Source organism: Micromonospora mirobrigensis (genome assembly GCF_900091555.1).
Classification (GTDB): domain Bacteria; phylum Actinomycetota; class Actinomycetes; order Mycobacteriales; family Micromonosporaceae; genus Micromonospora; species Micromonospora mirobrigensis.
This window is the reverse complement of the sequence record NZ_FMCX01000007.1, coordinates 325,467-343,167: the sequence shown is the minus strand read 5'-3', so window position 1 is coordinate 343,167 and position 17,701 is coordinate 325,467. Positions and strand designations below refer to the sequence as shown.

Annotated in this window: 10 protein-coding genes and 1 pseudogene; 6 read left to right on the top strand and 5 right to left on the bottom strand. The window is 76.0% G+C overall.

What is annotated here, in order from left to right; genetic code table 11:
- Positions 1-22: 22 nt before the first annotated feature.
- Positions 23-775 (top strand): annotated as a pseudogene (gene pspM, locus GA0070564_RS23260) (phage shock envelope stress response protein PspM); the annotation flags it as partial.
- 142 nt (positions 776-917) lie between these two features.
- Here pspM and GA0070564_RS23255 read toward each other — a convergent pair.
- Both GA0070564_RS23255 and GA0070564_RS23250 read right to left on the bottom strand, forming a co-directional pair.
- The gene (locus tag GA0070564_RS23255; RefSeq protein WP_425412523.1) at positions 918-4,703 is read right to left on the bottom strand and encodes a hypothetical protein; all 3,786 of its coding nucleotides are present in this window, start codon (positions 4,701-4,703) and stop codon (positions 918-920) included.
- A gap of 106 nt (positions 4,704-4,809) precedes the next feature.
- Positions 4,810-5,616: a DNA-formamidopyrimidine glycosylase family protein gene (locus GA0070564_RS23250; RefSeq protein ID WP_091612649.1), complete on the bottom strand. Its 807-nt coding sequence runs from the start codon at positions 5,614-5,616 to the stop codon at positions 4,810-4,812.
- A gap of 109 nt (positions 5,617-5,725) precedes the next feature.
- Between GA0070564_RS23250 and GA0070564_RS23245 the strand changes: the two genes are divergently transcribed.
- Positions 5,726-7,018 carry a hypothetical protein gene (locus GA0070564_RS23245; RefSeq protein WP_091612645.1) on the top strand — a complete coding sequence of 431 codons (1,293 nt, stop codon included), beginning with the start codon at positions 5,726-5,728 and terminating at the stop codon, positions 7,016-7,018.
- Between the two features lie 31 nt (positions 7,019-7,049).
- Here the strand turns inward: GA0070564_RS23245 and GA0070564_RS23240 are convergent, their stop codons facing one another.
- Both GA0070564_RS23240 and GA0070564_RS23235 read right to left on the bottom strand, forming a co-directional pair.
- On the bottom strand, positions 7,050-7,292 hold the full coding sequence (locus GA0070564_RS23240; RefSeq protein ID WP_091612640.1) for a CPCC family cysteine-rich protein: 243 nt from the start codon (positions 7,290-7,292) through the stop codon (positions 7,050-7,052).
- Positions 7,293-7,354: 62 nt separating this feature from the next.
- Positions 7,355-8,143, bottom strand: a complete 789-nt coding sequence (locus tag GA0070564_RS23235) for an SAM hydrolase/SAM-dependent halogenase family protein (RefSeq protein WP_091612637.1) — start codon at positions 8,141-8,143, stop codon at positions 7,355-7,357.
- A 128-nt stretch (positions 8,144-8,271) separates the two neighbouring features.
- On the opposite strand from GA0070564_RS23235, the gene GA0070564_RS23230 reads away from it, so the two are divergent.
- Positions 8,272-8,841, top strand: coding sequence for a hypothetical protein (locus tag GA0070564_RS23230; RefSeq protein WP_141714846.1), 570 nt, complete (start codon positions 8,272-8,274; stop codon positions 8,839-8,841).
- Positions 8,842-8,877: 36 nt separating this feature from the next.
- Here GA0070564_RS23230 and GA0070564_RS23225 read toward each other — a convergent pair whose 3' ends face one another.
- Positions 8,878-13,620 (bottom strand): Lhr family helicase, encoded by a 4,743-nt coding sequence (locus tag GA0070564_RS23225; protein WP_091612863.1) that lies wholly within the window; start codon positions 13,618-13,620, stop codon positions 8,878-8,880.
- 250 nt (positions 13,621-13,870) lie between these two features.
- Between GA0070564_RS23225 and GA0070564_RS23220 the strand changes: the two genes are divergently transcribed.
- The 3 genes from GA0070564_RS23220 to GA0070564_RS23210 all read left to right on the top strand — a co-directional run bounded on the left by GA0070564_RS23220 (position 13,871) and on the right by GA0070564_RS23210 (position 17,700).
- Positions 13,871-14,248, top strand: coding sequence for a hypothetical protein (locus tag GA0070564_RS23220; RefSeq protein WP_091612631.1), 378 nt, complete (start codon positions 13,871-13,873; stop codon positions 14,246-14,248).
- A gap of 141 nt (positions 14,249-14,389) precedes the next feature.
- On the top strand, positions 14,390-17,224 hold the full coding sequence (locus GA0070564_RS23215) for a Na+/H+ antiporter subunit A (protein WP_091612628.1): 2,835 nt from the start codon (positions 14,390-14,392) through the stop codon (positions 17,222-17,224).
- Positions 17,221-17,700: a Na(+)/H(+) antiporter subunit C gene (locus GA0070564_RS23210; RefSeq protein ID WP_091612625.1), complete on the top strand. Its 480-nt coding sequence runs from the start codon at positions 17,221-17,223 to the stop codon at positions 17,698-17,700. Before GA0070564_RS23215 ends, GA0070564_RS23210 begins: the two co-directional genes overlap by 4 nt.
- Position 17,701 lies beyond the last annotated feature (1 nt).

The window sequence follows — 17,701 nt, the reverse complement described above, 5'->3', positions numbered from 1 at the left end:
CGGCCGGGCCGAGGAGGTACGCATGGCGGACGAGCGGGCGAGACACTTCCGACGGCTGGCGCGGCTGCGCCGGTCCGCCCGACGGTGGAGCGTGCTCGCCGGTGGGCTGGGTGGGTCCGCCGCCGTGCTCGTCCCGTACGCGGGGATCGGGCTGCCGGACGCGGCCTGGGCCGGCGCCGCGGGCGGTGCCCTCGCGCTGGCCGCCTGGCGCTGGACCGACCTGCGGGCCCTCGCCGCCCAGCCGGCCCCGCCGGCGCTCGACCCGGCCGACGTCGCGGCCCGCAACCGGGCCCGGCTGGTGGCCGCCGTGGAACGGCTGCCGGTCGGCCCGGGCGTGCTCGCCGAGGCGCGCCGCCTCCGGTCCCGGTTGGCGCTGCGTGGCACCGACGCGGCCGAGCCGTGGAACCGGCTGGACCGGGCCGCGCTGACCCTGGCCGGAATGGCCGGCCGGCTGACCGGTCTCGCCGAGCCGGCGGTCCGCGAGGCGGCCGCCGCCGACCATTCGCTGCGGGACCTGGCGGCCCGGGTGGCCAGCGTGGAACGCGCGCTGCGGCTCGCCCCGGCCGACGCCCGCTCCTCGTTGACCGAGGCGCACCGCGCCCTGGCCGGGCAGCTGGACAGCGGAGTGACCGCGTACGAGGGGCTGGTCGCCGCGGCGGCCGGCTACGTCGCCGAGGACGCCCGTCCCAGCACCACCCACCCGGCGGCGGACCGGCTGGTGGAGGCCACCGACATGCTGCACGGGGTGACCTCCGCGCTGGCCGAGCTGCGGGCCGTCGGCGAACCGGTGGGTGCGCCGGCCGCCGACCCGTGGAGCGCCACCGACCCGCTGGCCGGGCCGGCCGCCGACCCGTTGGCCGGGCCGGTGACCGACCGCTGGGGGCGGGGCGGCCCGATGCGCGCCGCCGGCTGACCGCTCACGGTGGGGTGGTCACCGGGACCGGGCCGGTGAACGGCGAGCTGCCCACCACGTTGTACGCCCGGATCCGGTAGTGGTAGGTCACGCCCGGGGCCAACCCGCTGTTGGTGAACCCCCGCCCGGTCACGGTGAAGGTGGCCACGTCCCGGGTGAACGCCGGGTCGGCGGCCCGCTGCACGACGAACCCGGCGCCCGGACCGGGCGGCAGGCCGGACGCCCAGCTCAGCGTCACCGTCGCGGTGTCCGGGCCGGAGGTGCCGGCGGTCGCCGTCACCGAGGTCGGCACGCCGGGCACCGGTGGGGTGCAGACCGTGGCGACCGTCGACCACGGTGACGCGGCGCCCAGGTACGTGGTGCGTACCCGGTAGTAGTAGGTGGTGTCCGGGGCGGCGGCCGGGTCCAGGTGGTTGTCGCCGACCGGGATCGCGGTGGTGCCGGGCCCGCTGGTGAACGTCGGGTTGGTGGCCCGCTGCACGTCGATGCCGGTGGCGAAGGAGCGGTTGGACCAGCGCAGCGCGATCCGCAGCGGCGCCGCCGCCGGGATCGCCGCGGTCAGCCCGGCCGGGGCGGTCAGCCGCACCGAGGCCGGGACGCTGTTCGACCAGGCTGAGCAGCTCACCGCGTTCTCCGCGCGGATCCGGTAGTGGTAGGTGACGTCCGGGGTGACGGTGGCGTCGGTGTACCGGGTGGCGGTGGCCGCCACCGTGATCGTGGTGACCCCGGTGGTGAACGCGGCGTCGGTGGCCCGCTGGAGCTGGTGGCTGGTGGCCACCGGTCGGCTCCCGTTGCCCGTCCAGGCCAGGGCGATCGCCGGCAGCGCGGTCGCCGAGCCCGGCGCCGGGGTGGCGGTGAGCCCGGTCGGCCGCTTGGGGGACACCCGCAGCACCAGCGGCCGGCTCATCCCCAGGTCGCGGTGGCCGCCGGCCTGGCCCTGCCAGCGGTACTCCCAACCCAGGTTGACCAGCTGGTTGGTGACCACCGCCGGCCGTCCGTCGATCGGGCTGATCGGGGTGGAACCGGTCCGGGCGCCCGCCGGGCGGGTCGGGTCCAGCAGCCGTACGCTGTCGCCGATCTTGAACGGCAGGGTGGGCATCACCGCCCGCAGCGCCACCACCACGTCCTCGCGCGGGTTCACCCGCAGCGTCTCCTTCCAGCCCAGCTCGGCCGGCGCCGCCGCCCGGGTGGTGCCGTCCCAGCCGACCCGGTTGACCACCTGCACGTCACAGCCGGCCAGGTGCACCACCTCGGTCTGCCGGCTGTTGCCGCTGATCCGCCAGAGCTGGGTGCCGTCGCCGGGCGCGCCCACCCCCACCGCCGGGTCGGCCACGAAGAGCACCTCGGTGGCCGGGTCCGTCGGGCCCAGCGGCAGGGTGGCCGGCGCCAGCGGCCCGGCGTACGGGTGGCCCACCCCGAGCCGCCCGACCAGCCGGCCGTGACCCGGTTCGAAGACCTGATCGACCGCCTTGACCGCCAGCGGCAGGGTCACCGGGCCGACCGCGCCGGTCGGGGTGAAGCTGACCGTGGTGGCGTGCGCCGTCACCACCGTCTCCCGCGGGGTCCGGCTCCCGAACGCCGCGTCGTACGCCGGCTGCGGCACGATCGGCGGGCGCTGGCTGGCCGCGTACGCCGCCGGCAGCCGGTCGGCGAGCCGGTCCAGGTCGTACGGCTGCCCGGGCGGGCCGTCGGCCACCCGGAACTGGAGCAGGGTACGGGTGTTCGGGCCGTAGCCGGGGCGGGTGCCGGGGGAGCCGCCGACCGCGGTCCGGTCCGGGGCACCGGTGTGGTGGTCGTACCGGGGGTCGAAGCGGGGCAGCGGCGCGGGGCAGTCGTTGTAGAGGATCAGCGTGCTGCCCGGCGGCACGGTGGCGAAGTCGACCACCACGTCGGCCCGTTCACCGGGGGAGAGCAGCAGGGCGTGCCCGTCGACGTTGAGCACCGTCGGGTCGGTCCGGTCGTACCGGTAGCCGACCGGGCGGGCGGTCACCACCACCGGGGCCGGCAGCAGCCCGCACTCGTTGCCGACCTGCACCAGCGCCGGCCCGGCCGCCCGGGGGTCGGGCACCCCCTCCTCCCGGCCGTCGGTGGGCCAGCCGGCCGGCCGGTCCGGCCCCCGGACCGCCTCGACCATCGGCACCTCGCCGGCGTCCGGGTCGGCCGGCCCGCCGTCCGGGTCCCACATCGGCCCGTCCGAGCGGGCCCGGTAGAGCGCGAGGTTGAGGCTGCGGTCCGGGCAGGCGTTGAGGATCCGGAACCGGTACGCCCGCGGCTGCACCGTCAGGTACGGGTAGGCCACCCCGTTCACCAGCGGGGTGTCCCCGTACGCCCCGGGCACCACCGACGGGTGCGGCAGGTCCGGGGCCAGCGGCGGCTCGTCCGGCTCGGCCACCGGGTCGTGGTACGGGTTCGGCACGGCGGCGGCGGCGTCGATCCGGCCGGCGATGGTCGGTCCGGGTGGGGCTTCCCCGTCGGGTCGCCGGCCGGCGACCGGGGTGGGGCCGGCGTCCGACCGGTGGCCGCCGGACCACGGCCCGTACTCCCAGCGCCCGGTCGGGTTGACGCCCCCGGCCCGCCACGGGTTCTGCCGCGGTTGGTAGACGTGCGGCCACCAGAGGCTGCCCTTGGCGCCCCACCGGTCCCGGTCCCAGGTCGGGTCCTGGGCGGCGAGCTGCGCGTCGTCCGGCACGAACGTCACGTCCTGGATCACCAGCGGCACCTGCTCGGCCGGCAGCACCCCGTCGTCGACCAGCCGTTCCTCGGCCGGGTCGGTGAGCAGGTAGAGGGCGAGCTGGCCGGAGTAGGTGGTGAGTCGGGACAGCCCCAGGGTGTTGTCGTGCAGCCACAGCAGCCGGCCGCTCTGTTCGTTCGGCCAGTACAGGGTGGCGGCACCGGCGCCGGGATGCGGCATGTCCGGCACCGGGGTCAGCCCGGGCCCGACCGGGTACGGGGTGATCTCGCCGGCCGGGGTGACCCACTGGGTCGGGTTGCCGGCGCTGATCCAGCCGGTCTGCGCCCCGTAGAGGTGGGGGGTGGCCCGGTTCTGTGGCAGCGGCGCCGGACCTTCCAGCGGCCCGCCGGCCGCGCCGTCGACGGTGGGGTCCACCGGCAGGAAGAGCTCACCCGCGCGTCCGGTGGGAAGGCGGTTGATCAGCTTGACCCGCACCGGGCGGCCCCGCCGCGCCACGATCAGCGGCCCGGTGGGGCACGCCCGGGCCGGTGGGTGGACGGTGTTGTGCCCGGCGGGGTCGGTGCCCAGGTTCAACTGCCGGTAGCCGCGCAGCCGGGTGGCCGGCAGGTCGGCGTGCAGGCGGTGCGCGTACTCCTGGACGGCGATCTCGTAGTAGTCGCAGCCCGGCCAGGTGATGGTGTCCGGCACGGCCACCGGCAGCCGCGCGCCGTCGGTCTCGCCGGTGGGGCCGTCGGGGTCCGGCCGCAGGGCCGGGACGGGCAGCGGGTCGACGAACTTGCGGATGCCGGTGCCGGGCCGCACCCTGCCGGCGCCGTCGGGCGCCGGCAGCGGGCTGAGCGCCCAGTTCGGCACCGGACCGAAGAGTCGGGGCGCCGCCGTCGGGTCGAGGCTGGCCGGTGCGGGGCCGTCGGGGGTGCGGGCGGTGGGCACGGTGGGCGTCTGCTGCTCGTCGGCCCGGAGCGCCTGGTCGGTGCGGTCGGGCCGGCTTCTGCGGAACAGGACCATGGCTCTCCCCGGGTACCGGGGCACGCCGTCCACCACCCCGACGTGGTGGACGGGTCGTGCTGCTGACGATCGGTGAGCACTCAACCGCAGCATGCGGGGCGGACGGGCCGAGAGGGAACTACCCATTCGTCCGTATCTTGGGGAGATCTTGCCGGTTCGTGGAATTTCCACGCCGTCCGGAGGGTCCGGCGCGGGCCGCTCAGGCCCCGCCGGCCGGCTGCGGCCCCGGCTGACAGACCGGGCACCAGTAGGTGACCCGCTCACCGAGCTCCGCCTTGCGGATCGCCGTCCCGCAGCGCCGACAGGGCTGCGCCCGCCGGCCGTACACGTAGCTGGTCCCACCCCGGTGCAGCGACCCGGTGGTGCTCTGGGTCCACCGGCCCCGGTTCGCGGCCAGCAGCCGCTGCGCCAGGGTCACCGTGCCGGCCAGGTCCGGCACCGCACCCACCGGCGTCCACGGCGAGAGTCCGCGCAGGAAGAGCAGCTCGCACTTGTACAGGTTCCCCACCCCGGCCAGGTTGCGCTGGTCCAGCAGGGCGTCCGCGATGGTCGCCTCCGGATGGCCGGCGAGCCGGCGGACCGCCTCCGCCGGATCCCAGTCCGGGCCGAGCAGATCCGGCCCGAGGTGACCGACCAGCGAGTCCTCCTCGGCCGTCGGCACCAACGCCAACTCGTGCAGGTGGTAGCCGACCGCGACCGCGCCGGCGCTGCGCAGCACCACCCGGATCAGGTGCCCCGGCCGGGCCGTCCAGCGCTCACCCGGGGCGTACGCCCGCCAGGCGCCCTCCATCCGCAGATGCGAGTGGAGGGTCTTCAGGTCGCCGCCCGGGCCGGCGAGCCGCAGCAGCAGGTGCTTGCCCCGGCTGGCCGACTCGCGCACCGTCCAGCCGGTCAGGTCGGTGGTGGCGAGCTGCGGCACCCGGAAGTCGGAACCGGTCAGGGTGGCCCCGGCCAACGCGCGGTGCAGCACGCGGGCCGTGTTCCAGACGGTGTCACCTTCGGGCATGTCACCATTCTCCGCTACCGAACTATATTCGTATATGCCGCTATTTGTACCGCTGTTCCCTTCGGGCTGCGGTTACCAGCACGATCGGGGGTGTTCTGAGGAGAATGCCATGATCCGTTCCTTCCGTCGCACCCGACCGGCCACCCGCGCCGGCGTGCTGAGCCTCGCGCTGGCCGCCAACCTGGCCCTCGCCGCGCCGCCCGTCTCGGCCGCCGTCCCCCAGCCGCCACCGGCCGCCGTCCCCCAGCCGCCACCGGCCGCCGTTCCCCAGCCGCCACCGGACGTCGAGCGCTGGTCGCCGGACCTCTCGGTCGTCGACGGTGACGACGTCAACGTCCGCTACACCCCCCGGGGGCTCGGCCTCGACGACCCCCGACCACCCACCCACCCCGGGGCGCACCGGTCACCGCTGGCCGAGGGTCTCCAGCTGACCGTGCCGCACACCCTCGTCCGGCCCGCCCTCCGGGTACGGGCCGAGCTCGCCGCTCGGGTGCCGTCCGGCGGCACCGTCGACGTGGAGATACGCGGCTGGCGGGCCGGCGGGGGGTGGACCGAGTGGCGGGACGCCGACCCCGCCGTGGACCTGGGCACGCCGGTCACCCGGGTGCAAGTGCGCGTGTTGCTGACCGCCCGCACGCCGGCCGCCGCCCCGACGGTGAACGCGGTCCGGCTCAGCGCCGACCCGGTCACCGCCCGCGCCACTGTCACCACCCTCGGCCCCGTCTACCGGATCTACGCCACCCGCGAGGGTCTCGTGGGCGGCAGAACCGCCAACGGTCACCGCATCCGTGCGCGGGACCACTTCGTGTCGCTGCCCTCCCACCGCAGCCTCGCCCCACTCGGCACCGGTGACTACACCGTCCGGGTCTGCACCACCAACGGCAGCCGCTGCGAATACGCCCCGGTGTGGGACGTCGGCCCGTGGAACACCCGGGACGACTACTGGAACCCGGCCAGGATCCGCCAGATGTGGAAGGACCTGCCGCGCGGCCGGCCCGAGGCGCAGGCCGCATACCAGTACGGCTACCACGGCGGGCGGGACCAGTTCGGCCGCCGGGTGCTCAACCCGAGCGGCATCGACCTGGCCGACGGGACCTTCCGGGACGCCCTGCGACTGACCGGCAACACCTGGATCAACGTGGCGTACCTGTGGCTCGGCAGCGGGCCGCGCGGCGTCGTCGGCGCCGAGACGGTGCGGATCTACGGCAGGGCGGGCACCGGCGCCACCATCACCGGGGTCGCCGCCCGCAGCGCCCACGTGCCGATCCAGTGCTGGGTCACCGGGCAGACCGTCAACGGCCCGTACGGCAGGACCAGCCGATGGGACCGCCTGGCCACCCGGCAGTACCTCAGCCACGCGTACGTCTCCGCCGGCTACGGCGGCGCCGCGCCGCGCTGCTGAGCCGCCACCGGTTGCGACCGGGCGGGCGGCGTCAGGGGCGCTCGTCCGGCCGGGGCGGGCGCACCATGTCCTGATAACGGGGATGGCTGGCGCCGTAGACGGCGAAGTTGAGCCGGGCGTGGGTCAGGCTCAGGTCCCCGTTCGGGCCGCCCCGGACCACGTCGGCGTCGGTGTCGCCCTGCCCGTCGTCGGTCCAGAAACAGATCGGGCAGGTGCCCCCGCCGGTCAGCGAGGCACAACACGGACAGACGACAGGAACCTCGAGCTCACCCACCCGAGCAGCATTCCATACCCGACGCCCCGGGTCAGCGCCCGAAGCGAGGCTGTTTCGGGTGCTCAGTCGGAGGCCGTGACGGTCAACACCTGACCCGGGCCGGCCGCCAGCAGGTCCACCGCCCGGCCACCGTTGACGGCCACCGCCACCAGCCCGGCGGAGTCGGCGTACACCACCAACCCGCCGGCCGGCGCGTCGCCGAAGGTACGTCCGTGCGCGGCGTCCCGGCCGGCCACCCGTACCGTGCCGGACAGCCCGGCGAGCCGCTCGGCGGGCGCGGCGAGCTGCACGTTGCCGAAGTGGTCCACGGTCAGCACCTCGGCGGCGAAACCGCCCTCGACCGGGCGGAGCACCGGGTCCGGCAGCCGGACCAGGTCCGCCGGTGGCACCGGCGGGCCGGCCTCGGCCAACGGGGCACCCGTGGCCAGCCGGGCCGCTACCGGGGCGAAGACGTCCCGGCCATGGAACGTGGCCGAGACCGCCGGCCCGCACCACGCCGGGTTGGTCAGCTCCACCACGGCGGTGATCCCGCCCAGCGCCCCGGCCGCGTCGACCAGCAGGCCGTTGTCCGGCCCGACCAGCATGCCGCCCGGGGTGGCCAGGGCGATCCCCCGGCGCGACGTGCCCACCCCCGGGTCCACGACGGCGACGTGCACCGCGACCGGCAGGTGTGGCACGGTCTGCGCCAGCACCACGGCGCCCCGGCGCACGTCGGCCGGAGGCACCAGGTGCGTCACGTCGATCACCCGGACGGCGGGCGCGATCCGGGCGATCACCCCGTGACAGGCGGCCACGAACCCGTCGGCCAGGCCGTAGTCGGTGGTGAGCGAGATCCAACCGGTGGGAGACATGGCCGAAGGCTAACCGGCCGCCCGACCCGACCGGGGCGGTGTGGACGGTGCCGGGCGGTGCGCCCGGCCGGTTCCGGCTGACCGACCGGCCGGTCGCGCCCGGCGCAGCCTTCCGGAAGACTGCCAGGGTGACGAATCGCCTTCGTGTCCTGCCGGTCGCCGCCGCGCTGCTGACCACCCTCGTGCTCGCCGGCTGCGGCGACGACTCCGCCGACGGGTCGGACGCCACCTGGGCCAACGGCTCGCCGAGCCCGAAGGCCGCCGCCGACGCCCGGACCGCACCCGCACCCGCGACCAAGGCCTCGACCCGCCCCGCGCCCGCCCCTTCGGCCGAACGCACCACCGAACGCCGGCCCAGCAGCGAACCGAAGGTGGTGCTGCCGCCCCGCCCGACCGACGCGCCCGCCGCCCGCAAGGTGGTGGACGCGTTCCGCGCCGCCGGGCTGCCGGCGGCGAACGTCCGCAACAAGTCGGTCGACTGTGGACCGGACGGGCTGGGCCTCGGGTGCTCCGAGGTCGTCGCCACCGATGCCGTGGCGGTCTACGTCTTCCCGGACAGGACCAGCGCCTCCGACATGGCCGACACCTGGGGTGCGGAGGCGTACCACAAGGACGACGTGGTGCTGAACTACATCGGCACCGGCACGCCCGCCGCGCAGCGCAAGAAGTATGACGCGGTGCTCGACAAGCTCGGCTGAGCCGACCGCCGGCTGCGCGGCCGGCCCCGGCCGGGGTCAGCCGCGCAGCCGCAGGCCCCTCGGGGTGGCCCGGAAGCCCGCGGCGGTGAGCGCATCGCGCAACGGCGACGAGCCGACCGCCTCCCCGTCGGCCCGCTCCACCGACATCGCGCCCAACGCGCCGGAGTGCACCGCGTCGGCGAGCGCCTTGCCGGCCGTGGCCAGCGCCTCCGGGTCGTCGGTGAACGACAGCAGGGTGCGCCCGCCCCGCTCGACGTAGAGCGCCAGCTCGCCCTCCACCAGCACCACCAGCGCGCCCGCCTTGCGGCCGGCCCGGTGCCCGGTCGCCGGGGCGGCCCCGTCGCCGGAGTCCACCACCCGCTCGGGCCAGGGCAGCGCCGCGCCGTACGGGTTGGCCGGGTCGGTGGCGGCGAGCACCAGGGTCGGCCCGCCCCGGGAACGGCCACGGTCCGCCGGGTCGGCCAGTGACCGCAGCCGGTCCACCGCCCCGGGAACGGCGAACTGGGCCGCGCCCAGCCCCTCGACGAAGTAGCCGCGGCGGGCCGCGCCCCGTTCCTCCAGCGCGGACAGCACCGGGTAGACCGCGGCGAAGCCACCCACCACCTGCTCGGCCACCACCGCGCCCCGGGTGACCACGCCGTGCCGTTCCAGCAGCAGGTCGGCCAGCGCGGCGGCCCGGCGGGTCGGGTCCAGGTCCCGGTCGGGCAGCCGGGACCAGCGCCCGGCCACGGTGGGCGGGCCACCGCGGCTGGGCAGCGCCACCCGGCCGGGCCGGCGGTAGCGGGTGCGGGGCGCGGACGGTCGGGACCGGTGGGCGCCCCCGCCGCCGATCGCGGCGCGTAGCGGGGCCAGCGTGTCGTTGGTGAGGTGCCCGGCCCAGACCAGGTCCCAGATCGCCGCGGTCAGCGCCGGGTCGTCGGTCGAGCCGACCCGGTCGGACAGCGAGCGGAAGAAGAGCGCCTGCCCGTCGGCGAGCGCCGCCAGCACCGCCTCGTGCAGCGGGGTGACGGCGAGGTCGTCGTCCGGCGGGGGCAGCAGCAGGGGGGCGGCGTCCGCGTACGCCAGGGTGACCCAGCCGTCACCGCCGGAGATCGCCCCGGACCCGGCCCAGACCACCTCGCCACTGGCGCAGAGCTCGTCGAGCTGGGCGGGGGAGTAGTCGGCCACCCGGGCCGGCAGGACCAGGCGTTCCAGCGCGGACGCGGGCACCGACGCGCCCTGCAACTGCTCCACGGTGGCGGCGACCGCCTCGACGCCCCGCGCCGACGCCCCGACCTGCTGCCAGCGGGGCAGGAACGCGGCGAGCGCCTTCGGTGGAACCGGCTCGATCTCCCGACGCAGCGCGGCGAGGGACCGTCGGCGCAGCAGCCGCAGCACCTCGGCGTCGCACCACTGGGTGCCGACGCTGTCCGGGGCGAACTCGCCGGAGACCACCCGCCCGGTGGCGGCGAGCCGCCGCAGCGCCTGCTCGACGACGAACACGCCGAGGCCGAAGCGGGCGGCGCAGCTGGCCGCGGCGAACGGGCCGTGGGTGCGGGCGTACCGGGCCACCAGGTCGCCGAGCGGGTCGGCCACCGGGGCGAGGTACGCCTCGGCCACCCCCACCGGCAGTGCCACGCCGAGCGCGTCGCGCAGCCGGCCGGCGTCCTCGACGCCCACCCAGCGTTCCTGCCCGGCGATCCGCACCCGCAGCGCCCGGCGGGCCGCCTCCAGCTCGGTCAGCCAGCCCACCGGCACGCCCCGCTCGGCCAGCTCCGCCTCGGTGAGGTCACCGACGACCCGGAGCAGCTCGACGGCGTCCTCGGCGTCGCGGGCGCGGCGCTGCTCGGTGCGCCAGCGCAGCTGCCGTTCGGTCTCGGCGAGCACCGTCGGGTCGAGCAGCTCGCGCAGGTCGACCCGGCCGAGCAACTCACCGAGCAGGGCGGAGTCCAGGGCCAGGGCGGCGGCCCGGCGCTCCGCGAGAGGGGCGTCGCCCTCGTAGAGGAAGGCCCCGACGTAGCCGAAGAGCAGCGAGCGGGCGAACGGCGACGGACGCTCCGACTCCACCTCGACCAGGCGCACCCTGCGGCTGCCCAGGTCGCGCATCAGCCCGGCGAGCGCGGGCTGGTCGAAGACGTCCTGGAGGCACTCCCGGGCCGCCTCCAGGGTGACCGGGAAGTCGGCGTACTCGCGGGCCACGTCGAGCAGTTGGGCGGCGCGTTGCCGCTGCTGCCAGAGCGGTTGGCGGCGGCGCGGGTCGCGGCGGGGCAGCAGCAGCGACCGGGCGGCGCACTCGCGGAACCGGGAGGCGAACAGCGCGGAGGTGCCGACCGACTCCTCGACCAGTTGGGCGACCTCGTCGGGCTCGAAGACCACCACGTCCGCGCCGGGCGGGGAGTCGGCGGTGTCCGGCAGCCGCACCACGATCCCGTCGTCCGACGGCATGACCTGCGCGTCCACGCCGTAACGCTCGGCGAGCCGGCGGCCGATGGCCAGCGCCCACGGGCCGTTGACCCGGGCGCCGAGCACGCAGTGCACGGCCATCCGCCAGTCGCCCAGCTCGTCGCGGAAGCGTTCGACCACCACGGTCCGGTCGTCGGGCAGCGAGCGGGTGGCGGCCTGCTGCTCCCGCAGGTAGGCCAGCAGGTTGCCGGCGGCCCAGTCGTCCAGGCCACCGGCCCGCAGGGCGGCCGACGCGTCGGCGTCGTCCTGCCGCAGCAGGGCCCGCACCCGGGCGCCGATCGCCCGGCCCAGCTCGACCGGCCGACCGAGCTGGTCGCCCTTCCAGAACGGCATCCGGGCGGCCTGCCCGGGGGCGGGGGAGACCAGCACCCGGTCGGGGGTGATCTCCTCGATCCGCCACGACGACGAGCCGAGCAGGAACACGTCGCCCACCCGGGACTCGTAGACCATCTCCTCGTCCAGCTCGCCGACCCGGGCGGCCCGTTCGGCGCCGGCCAGGAAGACCCCGAACAGGCCCCGGTCGGGGATGGTGCCGCCGCTGGTGACGGCGAGCCGCTGCGCGCCGGGCCGGCCGGTGAGCACGTCGGCGACGCGGTCCCAGACCAGTCGCGGCCGCAGCTCGGCGAAGGCGGTCGACGGGTAGCGCCCGGAGAGCATGTCCAGCACGGCGTGCAGCGCCGAGTCGGGCAGCTCGGCGAAGGGCGCGGCGCGGCGGACCAGCACCGCCAGGTCACCCACCCGCCACGGTTCGAGGGCGACCATCGCCACGATCTGCTGGGCCAGCACGTCGAGCGGGTTGCGCGGGTAGTGCAGCTCCTCGATGGCGCCGGTGGCCATCCGCTCGGCGACCACTGTGCAGGAGAGCAGGTCACCGCGGTGCTTCGGGAAGACCACGCCGCGGGAGACCGCGCCGACCTGGTGCCCGGCCCGGCCGACCCGTTGCAGCCCGGCGGCGACGCTGGGCGGGGCCTCGATCTGCACCACCAGGTCGACCGCGCCCATGTCGATGCCGAGCTCCAGGCTGGAGGTGGCCACCACGGCGGGCAGCTGGCCGGACTTGAGCGCCTCCTCGATGTGCTTGCGCTCCTCGCGGGAGACGCTGCCGTGGTGGGCGCGGGCGATCACCGGCGGGGCCCCGGCCGCCGCGCCGGCCTGCGCCATCACCTCGGCCGGCTGCCGTGGCGCCCGTAGCGGCCCGACCGGCCCGCCCCACGCCTGCGCCCCGCTGCGCCCACCCCGGGCCGGTCCGCCCGGGAGACCACCGTCGCCGGCCGCCGCTCCGTCGTCGTCCGGCCGCTCCCCGGGTACGCCCACCGCCTCCTCGCCGTCGGCGGTGCGGCTGCCGTCCGGTGCTCCGTCGGTGGCGTGGCCGCCGTCCGGACCGGTGACGGTGCCAGCGGTGGTGGCCGCGGCCTCCAGCTCCTCGGCGGCCAGCTCGTTGAGGCGGGCGCAGAGCCGTTCGGCGCTGCGCCGGGAGTTGGTGAAGACGATCGTCGAGCGGTGCGACCTGATCAGCGAGAAGACCCGTTCCTCGACGGCCGGCCAGATCGAGGCCCGGCGCGGGCCGGGGCCGCCGAGAGCGTCCTCCGGGGGCTCCTCCTCGCCCAGCCGGGTCATGTCCTCCACCGGCACCTGAACGCTGACCTCGATGGTCTTCGCGCTGGCCGGCTGGACGACGTCGACCGGGCGGGCGCCGCCGAGGAACCGGGCGCAGGAGTCGATCGGCCGGACCGTGGCGGAGAGGCCGATCCGCTGGGCGGGCCGCTCCAGCAGCTCGTCGAGGCGTTCCAGGGAGAGCGCCAGGTGGGCGCCGCGTTTGGTGCCGGCGACCGCGTGCACCTCGTCGACGATCACCGTCTCGACCCCGCGCAGGGAGTCCCGGGCCGCCGAGGTGAGCAGCAGGAAGAGCGACTCCGGCGTGGTGATCAGGATGTCCGGCGGGGTCCGGGCGAAGGCCCGGCGTTCGTCGGCCGGGGTGTCGCCGGTACGCATGCCGACGGTGATCTCCGGCGGGGCGATGCCCAGCCGGGTCGCCGCCTGACGGATGCCGATGAGCGGGGCGCGCAGGTTGCGTTCGACGTCGACGGCGAGCGCCTTGAGCGGGCTGACGTAGAGCACCCGGCAGCGACGCCGGGCGTCGGCCGGCGGCGGTTCCTTGGCGAGCCGGTCCAGCGACCAGAGGAAGGCGGCCAGGGTCTTGCCGGAGCCGGTGGGCGCCACCACCAGCGCGTTGCGCCCGGCGGCCACGGACCGCCAGGCACCGCTCTGGGCCGGGGTGGGCGCGGCGAAGGCGGCGGCGAACCACTCCCGGGTCGCCGGGCCGAAGCCCGCCGTCACCGGGGTGGTGTCGCCCGCCGGGGCCCGCCGCCCACCGCGGCCCCCCGCCGCGCCCGCCTCGTCTGTCACGGCTCCCATCCTGCCTCGCGGGTCCGACATTCGACCGGCAGCGGGCAGCGCCTTGTCCGGCTCCGGGGTCATACGTGGCGGATGCGGTGGTTGACGTGTTAAGTCTTACTTAACTGCTTGCTTGTGACGTGCAACATAAAGTAACTTCACTCGCAACGTCACGGCGGGTGGAGGGAAGCGGATGGCGGTCGAGGAGGCTGGCTTCACGCCCGGCAGCGACGTGCTCATCCGCAAGGTCGACAGTCATCTCATGGCGCTCCGGGCCAGCCTGCGCGGTCCCGAGCTGGAGCTGGCCGAGCAGCTCGCCGCGGGCCTCAAGGAGCTGGTGGTCGCCACCGCCCAGGCCAGCGCCGCCGACCGCGGCCAGGTCCGGGCCGCCGTGCACTACTTCGTGCTCCGCCGGGAGAGCCGCGGCCGGCTGCTGTCGGTGCGCTCGCTGGCCGCGGCCCAGCGGGTGGTGAACAAGGTCGCCCGGCAGCTCGGCCGCCCCGACCTGGCGGTGGAGCCGCGCCCCACCCGCGAGGCGGCCCTCTCCACGGCGGACCCCGCCACCCGCTGACCACCCCGGGTCGTCCCCGCAGCCCGGAAGTCCACCGGCGAATCTGGCGAAAACGGCCCGTGAGGGTCGGGAACTGACGTCTGATCGTTCCTGGCCGGGCTTTCCCTCCCGGCGCCCCAGCGGCCCGACGGGGGAGGACGGGTGCTCGTACTGCTGCTCCTCCACCTGCTCGCGGCCCTGGTGGCCCCGTTGCTGGTCCGCCGGTGGGGGCCGGGTGCCTGCTATCCGCTTGCGCTGGTGCCGGCCGCCGCCTTCGGCTGGGCGCTGACCCGCACCCCGGCGGTACGCGACGGCGGCGCGGTGGTCGAGACGTACGACTGGATCCCGCAGCTGCACCTCGACGTGGCGCTGCGGATGACCACGCTCTCCTGGTTGATGACCCTGCTGGTCGGCGGGGTGGGCGCGCTGGTGCTGGTCTACTGCGGACGGTACTTCGAGCCGGGCTCGGTCGGGCTGGCCCGGTTCGTGGCGGTGCTGGTGGCGTTCGCCGGGGCGATGCTCGGCCTGGTGCTCGCCGACGACCTGCTGCTGCTCTACGTCTTCTGGGAGCTCACCACCGTCTTCTCGTACCTGCTGATCGGGCACAGCACGGAACGCCGGTCCAGTCGCTGGGCCGCCGCCCAGGCGTTGACCGTGACCACCCTCGGCGGCCTGGCCATGCTGCTCGGCTTCCTGATCCTCGGCGCGCACGCCGGCAGCTACCGCTGGTCGGCGATCAGCGGCGCGCCGCTGCCGGGCGGGACGACGGTCGCGGTGGCGGTGCTGCTGATCCTCGCCGGCGCGCTGGCCAAGTCGGCGATCGTGCCGTTCAACGCCTGGCTGCCGGTGGCCATGGCGGCGCCCACCCCGGTCAGCGCTTACCTGCACGCGGCGGCGATGGTGAAGGCGGGCGTCTACCTGATCGGTCTGCTCGCCCCGGTCCTCGCCGGCGTCGGCCCGTGGCGGCCCGTCCTGCTCACCCTCGGCCTGGTCACCATGCTCGCCGGTGGCTGGGCGGCGCTACGCCAGTGCGACCTGAAGCTCCTGCTCGCGTACGGGACGGTCAGCCAGCTGGGCCTGCTCGCCGTGGTGATCGGCGCGGGCACCGCCGACGCGGCGCTCGCCGGGGTGGCGATGCTGCTGGCGCACGCGCTGTTCAAGGCGGCGCTCTTCCTCGTCGTCGGCATCATCGACCACGACGTCGGCACCCGTGACCTACGGGAACTGTGCGGAGTGGGGCGGCGGGCGCCGGTGCTGGCCACGGTGGCCGCACTCGCCGCCGCCTCGATGGCCGGGGTGCCGCCACTGCTCGGCTTCGTGGCCAAGGAGGCGGTCCTCACCGCGTCGGCCGGGCGGCCCGTGCTGCTCGCCGGGCTGGTGGTCGGCTCCGCGCTCACCGTCGCCTACAGCATCCGGTTCCTGTGGGGCGCGTTCGGCAGCCGACCGGGGATCGCGCCGACCCAGGTGGGCCCGGCGCCGCTGCCGATGCTGCTGCCCCCGGCCCTGCTCGCCCTGGCCGGGCTGGTCGCCGGTCCGGCCGCCGCCGCGCTGGACGGCCTGCTCCGCCCGTACGCGGAACTCTTCGGCGCCCCGCACGAGAAGCTGGCCCTCTGGCACGGCCTGACCCCGGCCCTCGGCCTGTCCGCCCTGGTCCTCGCCGGCGGCCTCGGCCTGCACACGGTCCGTGGCCGGCTCGCCCCGGTGCTGGCCCGGCTGCACTCACCGGTGGGCGGCAACCAGGGGTACGAGTGGGTCACCCACCGGTTCGACCGGCTGGCGGTCGAGGTCACCAGCGCCACCCAGCGCGGCTCCCTGCCGCAGTACCTGGGGGCGATCCTGCTGACCCTGATCCTGGTGCCCGGCGGGGCGCTGCTCACCGTCCGACCCTGGCGGGCCCGGATCGCCCTCTGGGACACCCCGTTGCAGCTGGTCGTCGGCCTGGTGATCACCGTGGCGGCGGTGCTGGCGGTCGGCGCCCGCCGCCGGCTCACCGCGATGCTGCTGGTCGGGGTGACCGGCTACGGCGCGGCGATGATGTTCGTGCTCTACGGCGCACCGGACCTGGCCCTGACCCAGTTCCTGGTGGAGACGGCGACCATCGCGGTGTTCGTGCTGGTGCTGCGCCGGCTGCCGGAGCGCTTCTCGGCCCGGCCGCTGCGCCGCAGCCGCTGGGTACGCCGGCTGATCGGCGTCGGCGTGGGCGCGGTGCTGGCCGGGTTCGCGCTGGTGGCGGCGGACTCCCGGACGGCCGTGCCGATCTCCACCGCCTTCCCCGACCTCGCGGTCGCCCAGGGCTACGGCCGCAACGTGGTCAACGTGATCCTGGTCGACATCCGGGCCTGGGACACCATGGGCGAGATCGCGGTGCTGGTGGTCGCGGCGACCGGGGTGGCCAGCCTGATCTTCGAGCGGTCCCGGACCGGGCCCCGGCCGCGCCGGGCGGAGCCGGTCGCCCGCCGCCCGGACGACCGGCCGATCTGGCTGCGCGGCGGCGCCACCCTGCACGAGCGCCGCCGGTCGATCGTCCTCGAGGTGGTCACCCGGCTGATCTTCCACACGGTCGTGCTCTTCTCCCTCTTCCTCCTCTTCTCCGGCCACAACGCCCCCGGTGGCGGGTTCTCCGGCGGCCTGGTGGCGGGCCTCGCGCTGACCGTGCGCTACCTGGCCGGCGGCCGGTACGAGCTGGCGGAGGCGGCGCCGGTGGGCGCCGGCACGGTGCTCGGCGCCGGGCTTGCCGTCTCGGTGGGCAGCGGGGTGGTGGCCCTGCTGAGCACCGGCACCGTGCTCCAGAGCATCAAGGTCGGCCTGCCGCTGTCCTGGCTGGGCGGGCCCTATCTGGTGACGTCGCTCTTCTTCGACGTCGGCGTCTACCTGATCGTGGTCGGCTTGGTGCTGGACATCCTGCGCAGCCTCGGCGCCGAGGTCGACCGGCACGTCGAGGCCGCCGGCAAGTCGGAGCGGGGGCTGGTGGTCGACCACGAGGGGGACCCGACGTGACGCGCAGCGGGGCCGGGCCGACGCTGGTGCTGGTGCTGGCCGTCGGCGTGTTCGCCGCCACCGGCGTGATGCTGCTGCTGGAGCGGAGCCTGACCCGGATCCTGCTCGGGGTGATCCTGCTCGGCAACGGGGTCAACCTGCTGATCCTGCTGGCCGGCCGGTCCGGCGAGGCGCCGCTGGTCGACGGCGTCGACGGCGGTCGGATGAGCGACCCGCTGTCGCAGGCCATGGTGCTCACCGCCATCGTGATCACCTTCGGGCTGACCGCCTTCCTCGCCGCGGTCGCCTACCGCAGCTGGTACCTCACCGGCGACGACGAGGTGCAGGACGACCTGGAGGACCGGCAGGTCGTCCAGCTCGCCGCGCGCAACGAGGTGGCCAACCGCGACCTCGGCGGCGAGGGCCCCGGCGACGACCCGGAGCAGGTGGACCCGGGCCCGGCCCGGCGCCGGCTGAGACGGGCGACCGAGCAGTGAG

Bases quoted from the DNA above. Each gene is read 5' to 3' on its own strand.
- GA0070564_RS23255 (WP_425412523.1), bottom strand. From the start codon at position 4,703: ATGCTGCGGTTGAGTGCTCACCGATCGTCAGCAGCACGACCCGTCCAC.
- GA0070564_RS23250 (WP_091612649.1), bottom strand. From the start codon at position 5,616: ATGCCCGAAGGTGACACCGTCTGGAACACGGCCCGCGTGCTGCACCGC.
- GA0070564_RS23245 (WP_091612645.1), top strand. From the start codon at position 5,726: ATGATCCGTTCCTTCCGTCGCACCCGACCGGCCACCCGCGCCGGCGTG.
- GA0070564_RS23235 (WP_091612637.1), bottom strand. From the start codon at position 8,143: ATGTCTCCCACCGGTTGGATCTCGCTCACCACCGACTACGGCCTGGCC.
- GA0070564_RS23220 (WP_091612631.1), top strand. From the start codon at position 13,871: ATGGCGGTCGAGGAGGCTGGCTTCACGCCCGGCAGCGACGTGCTCATC.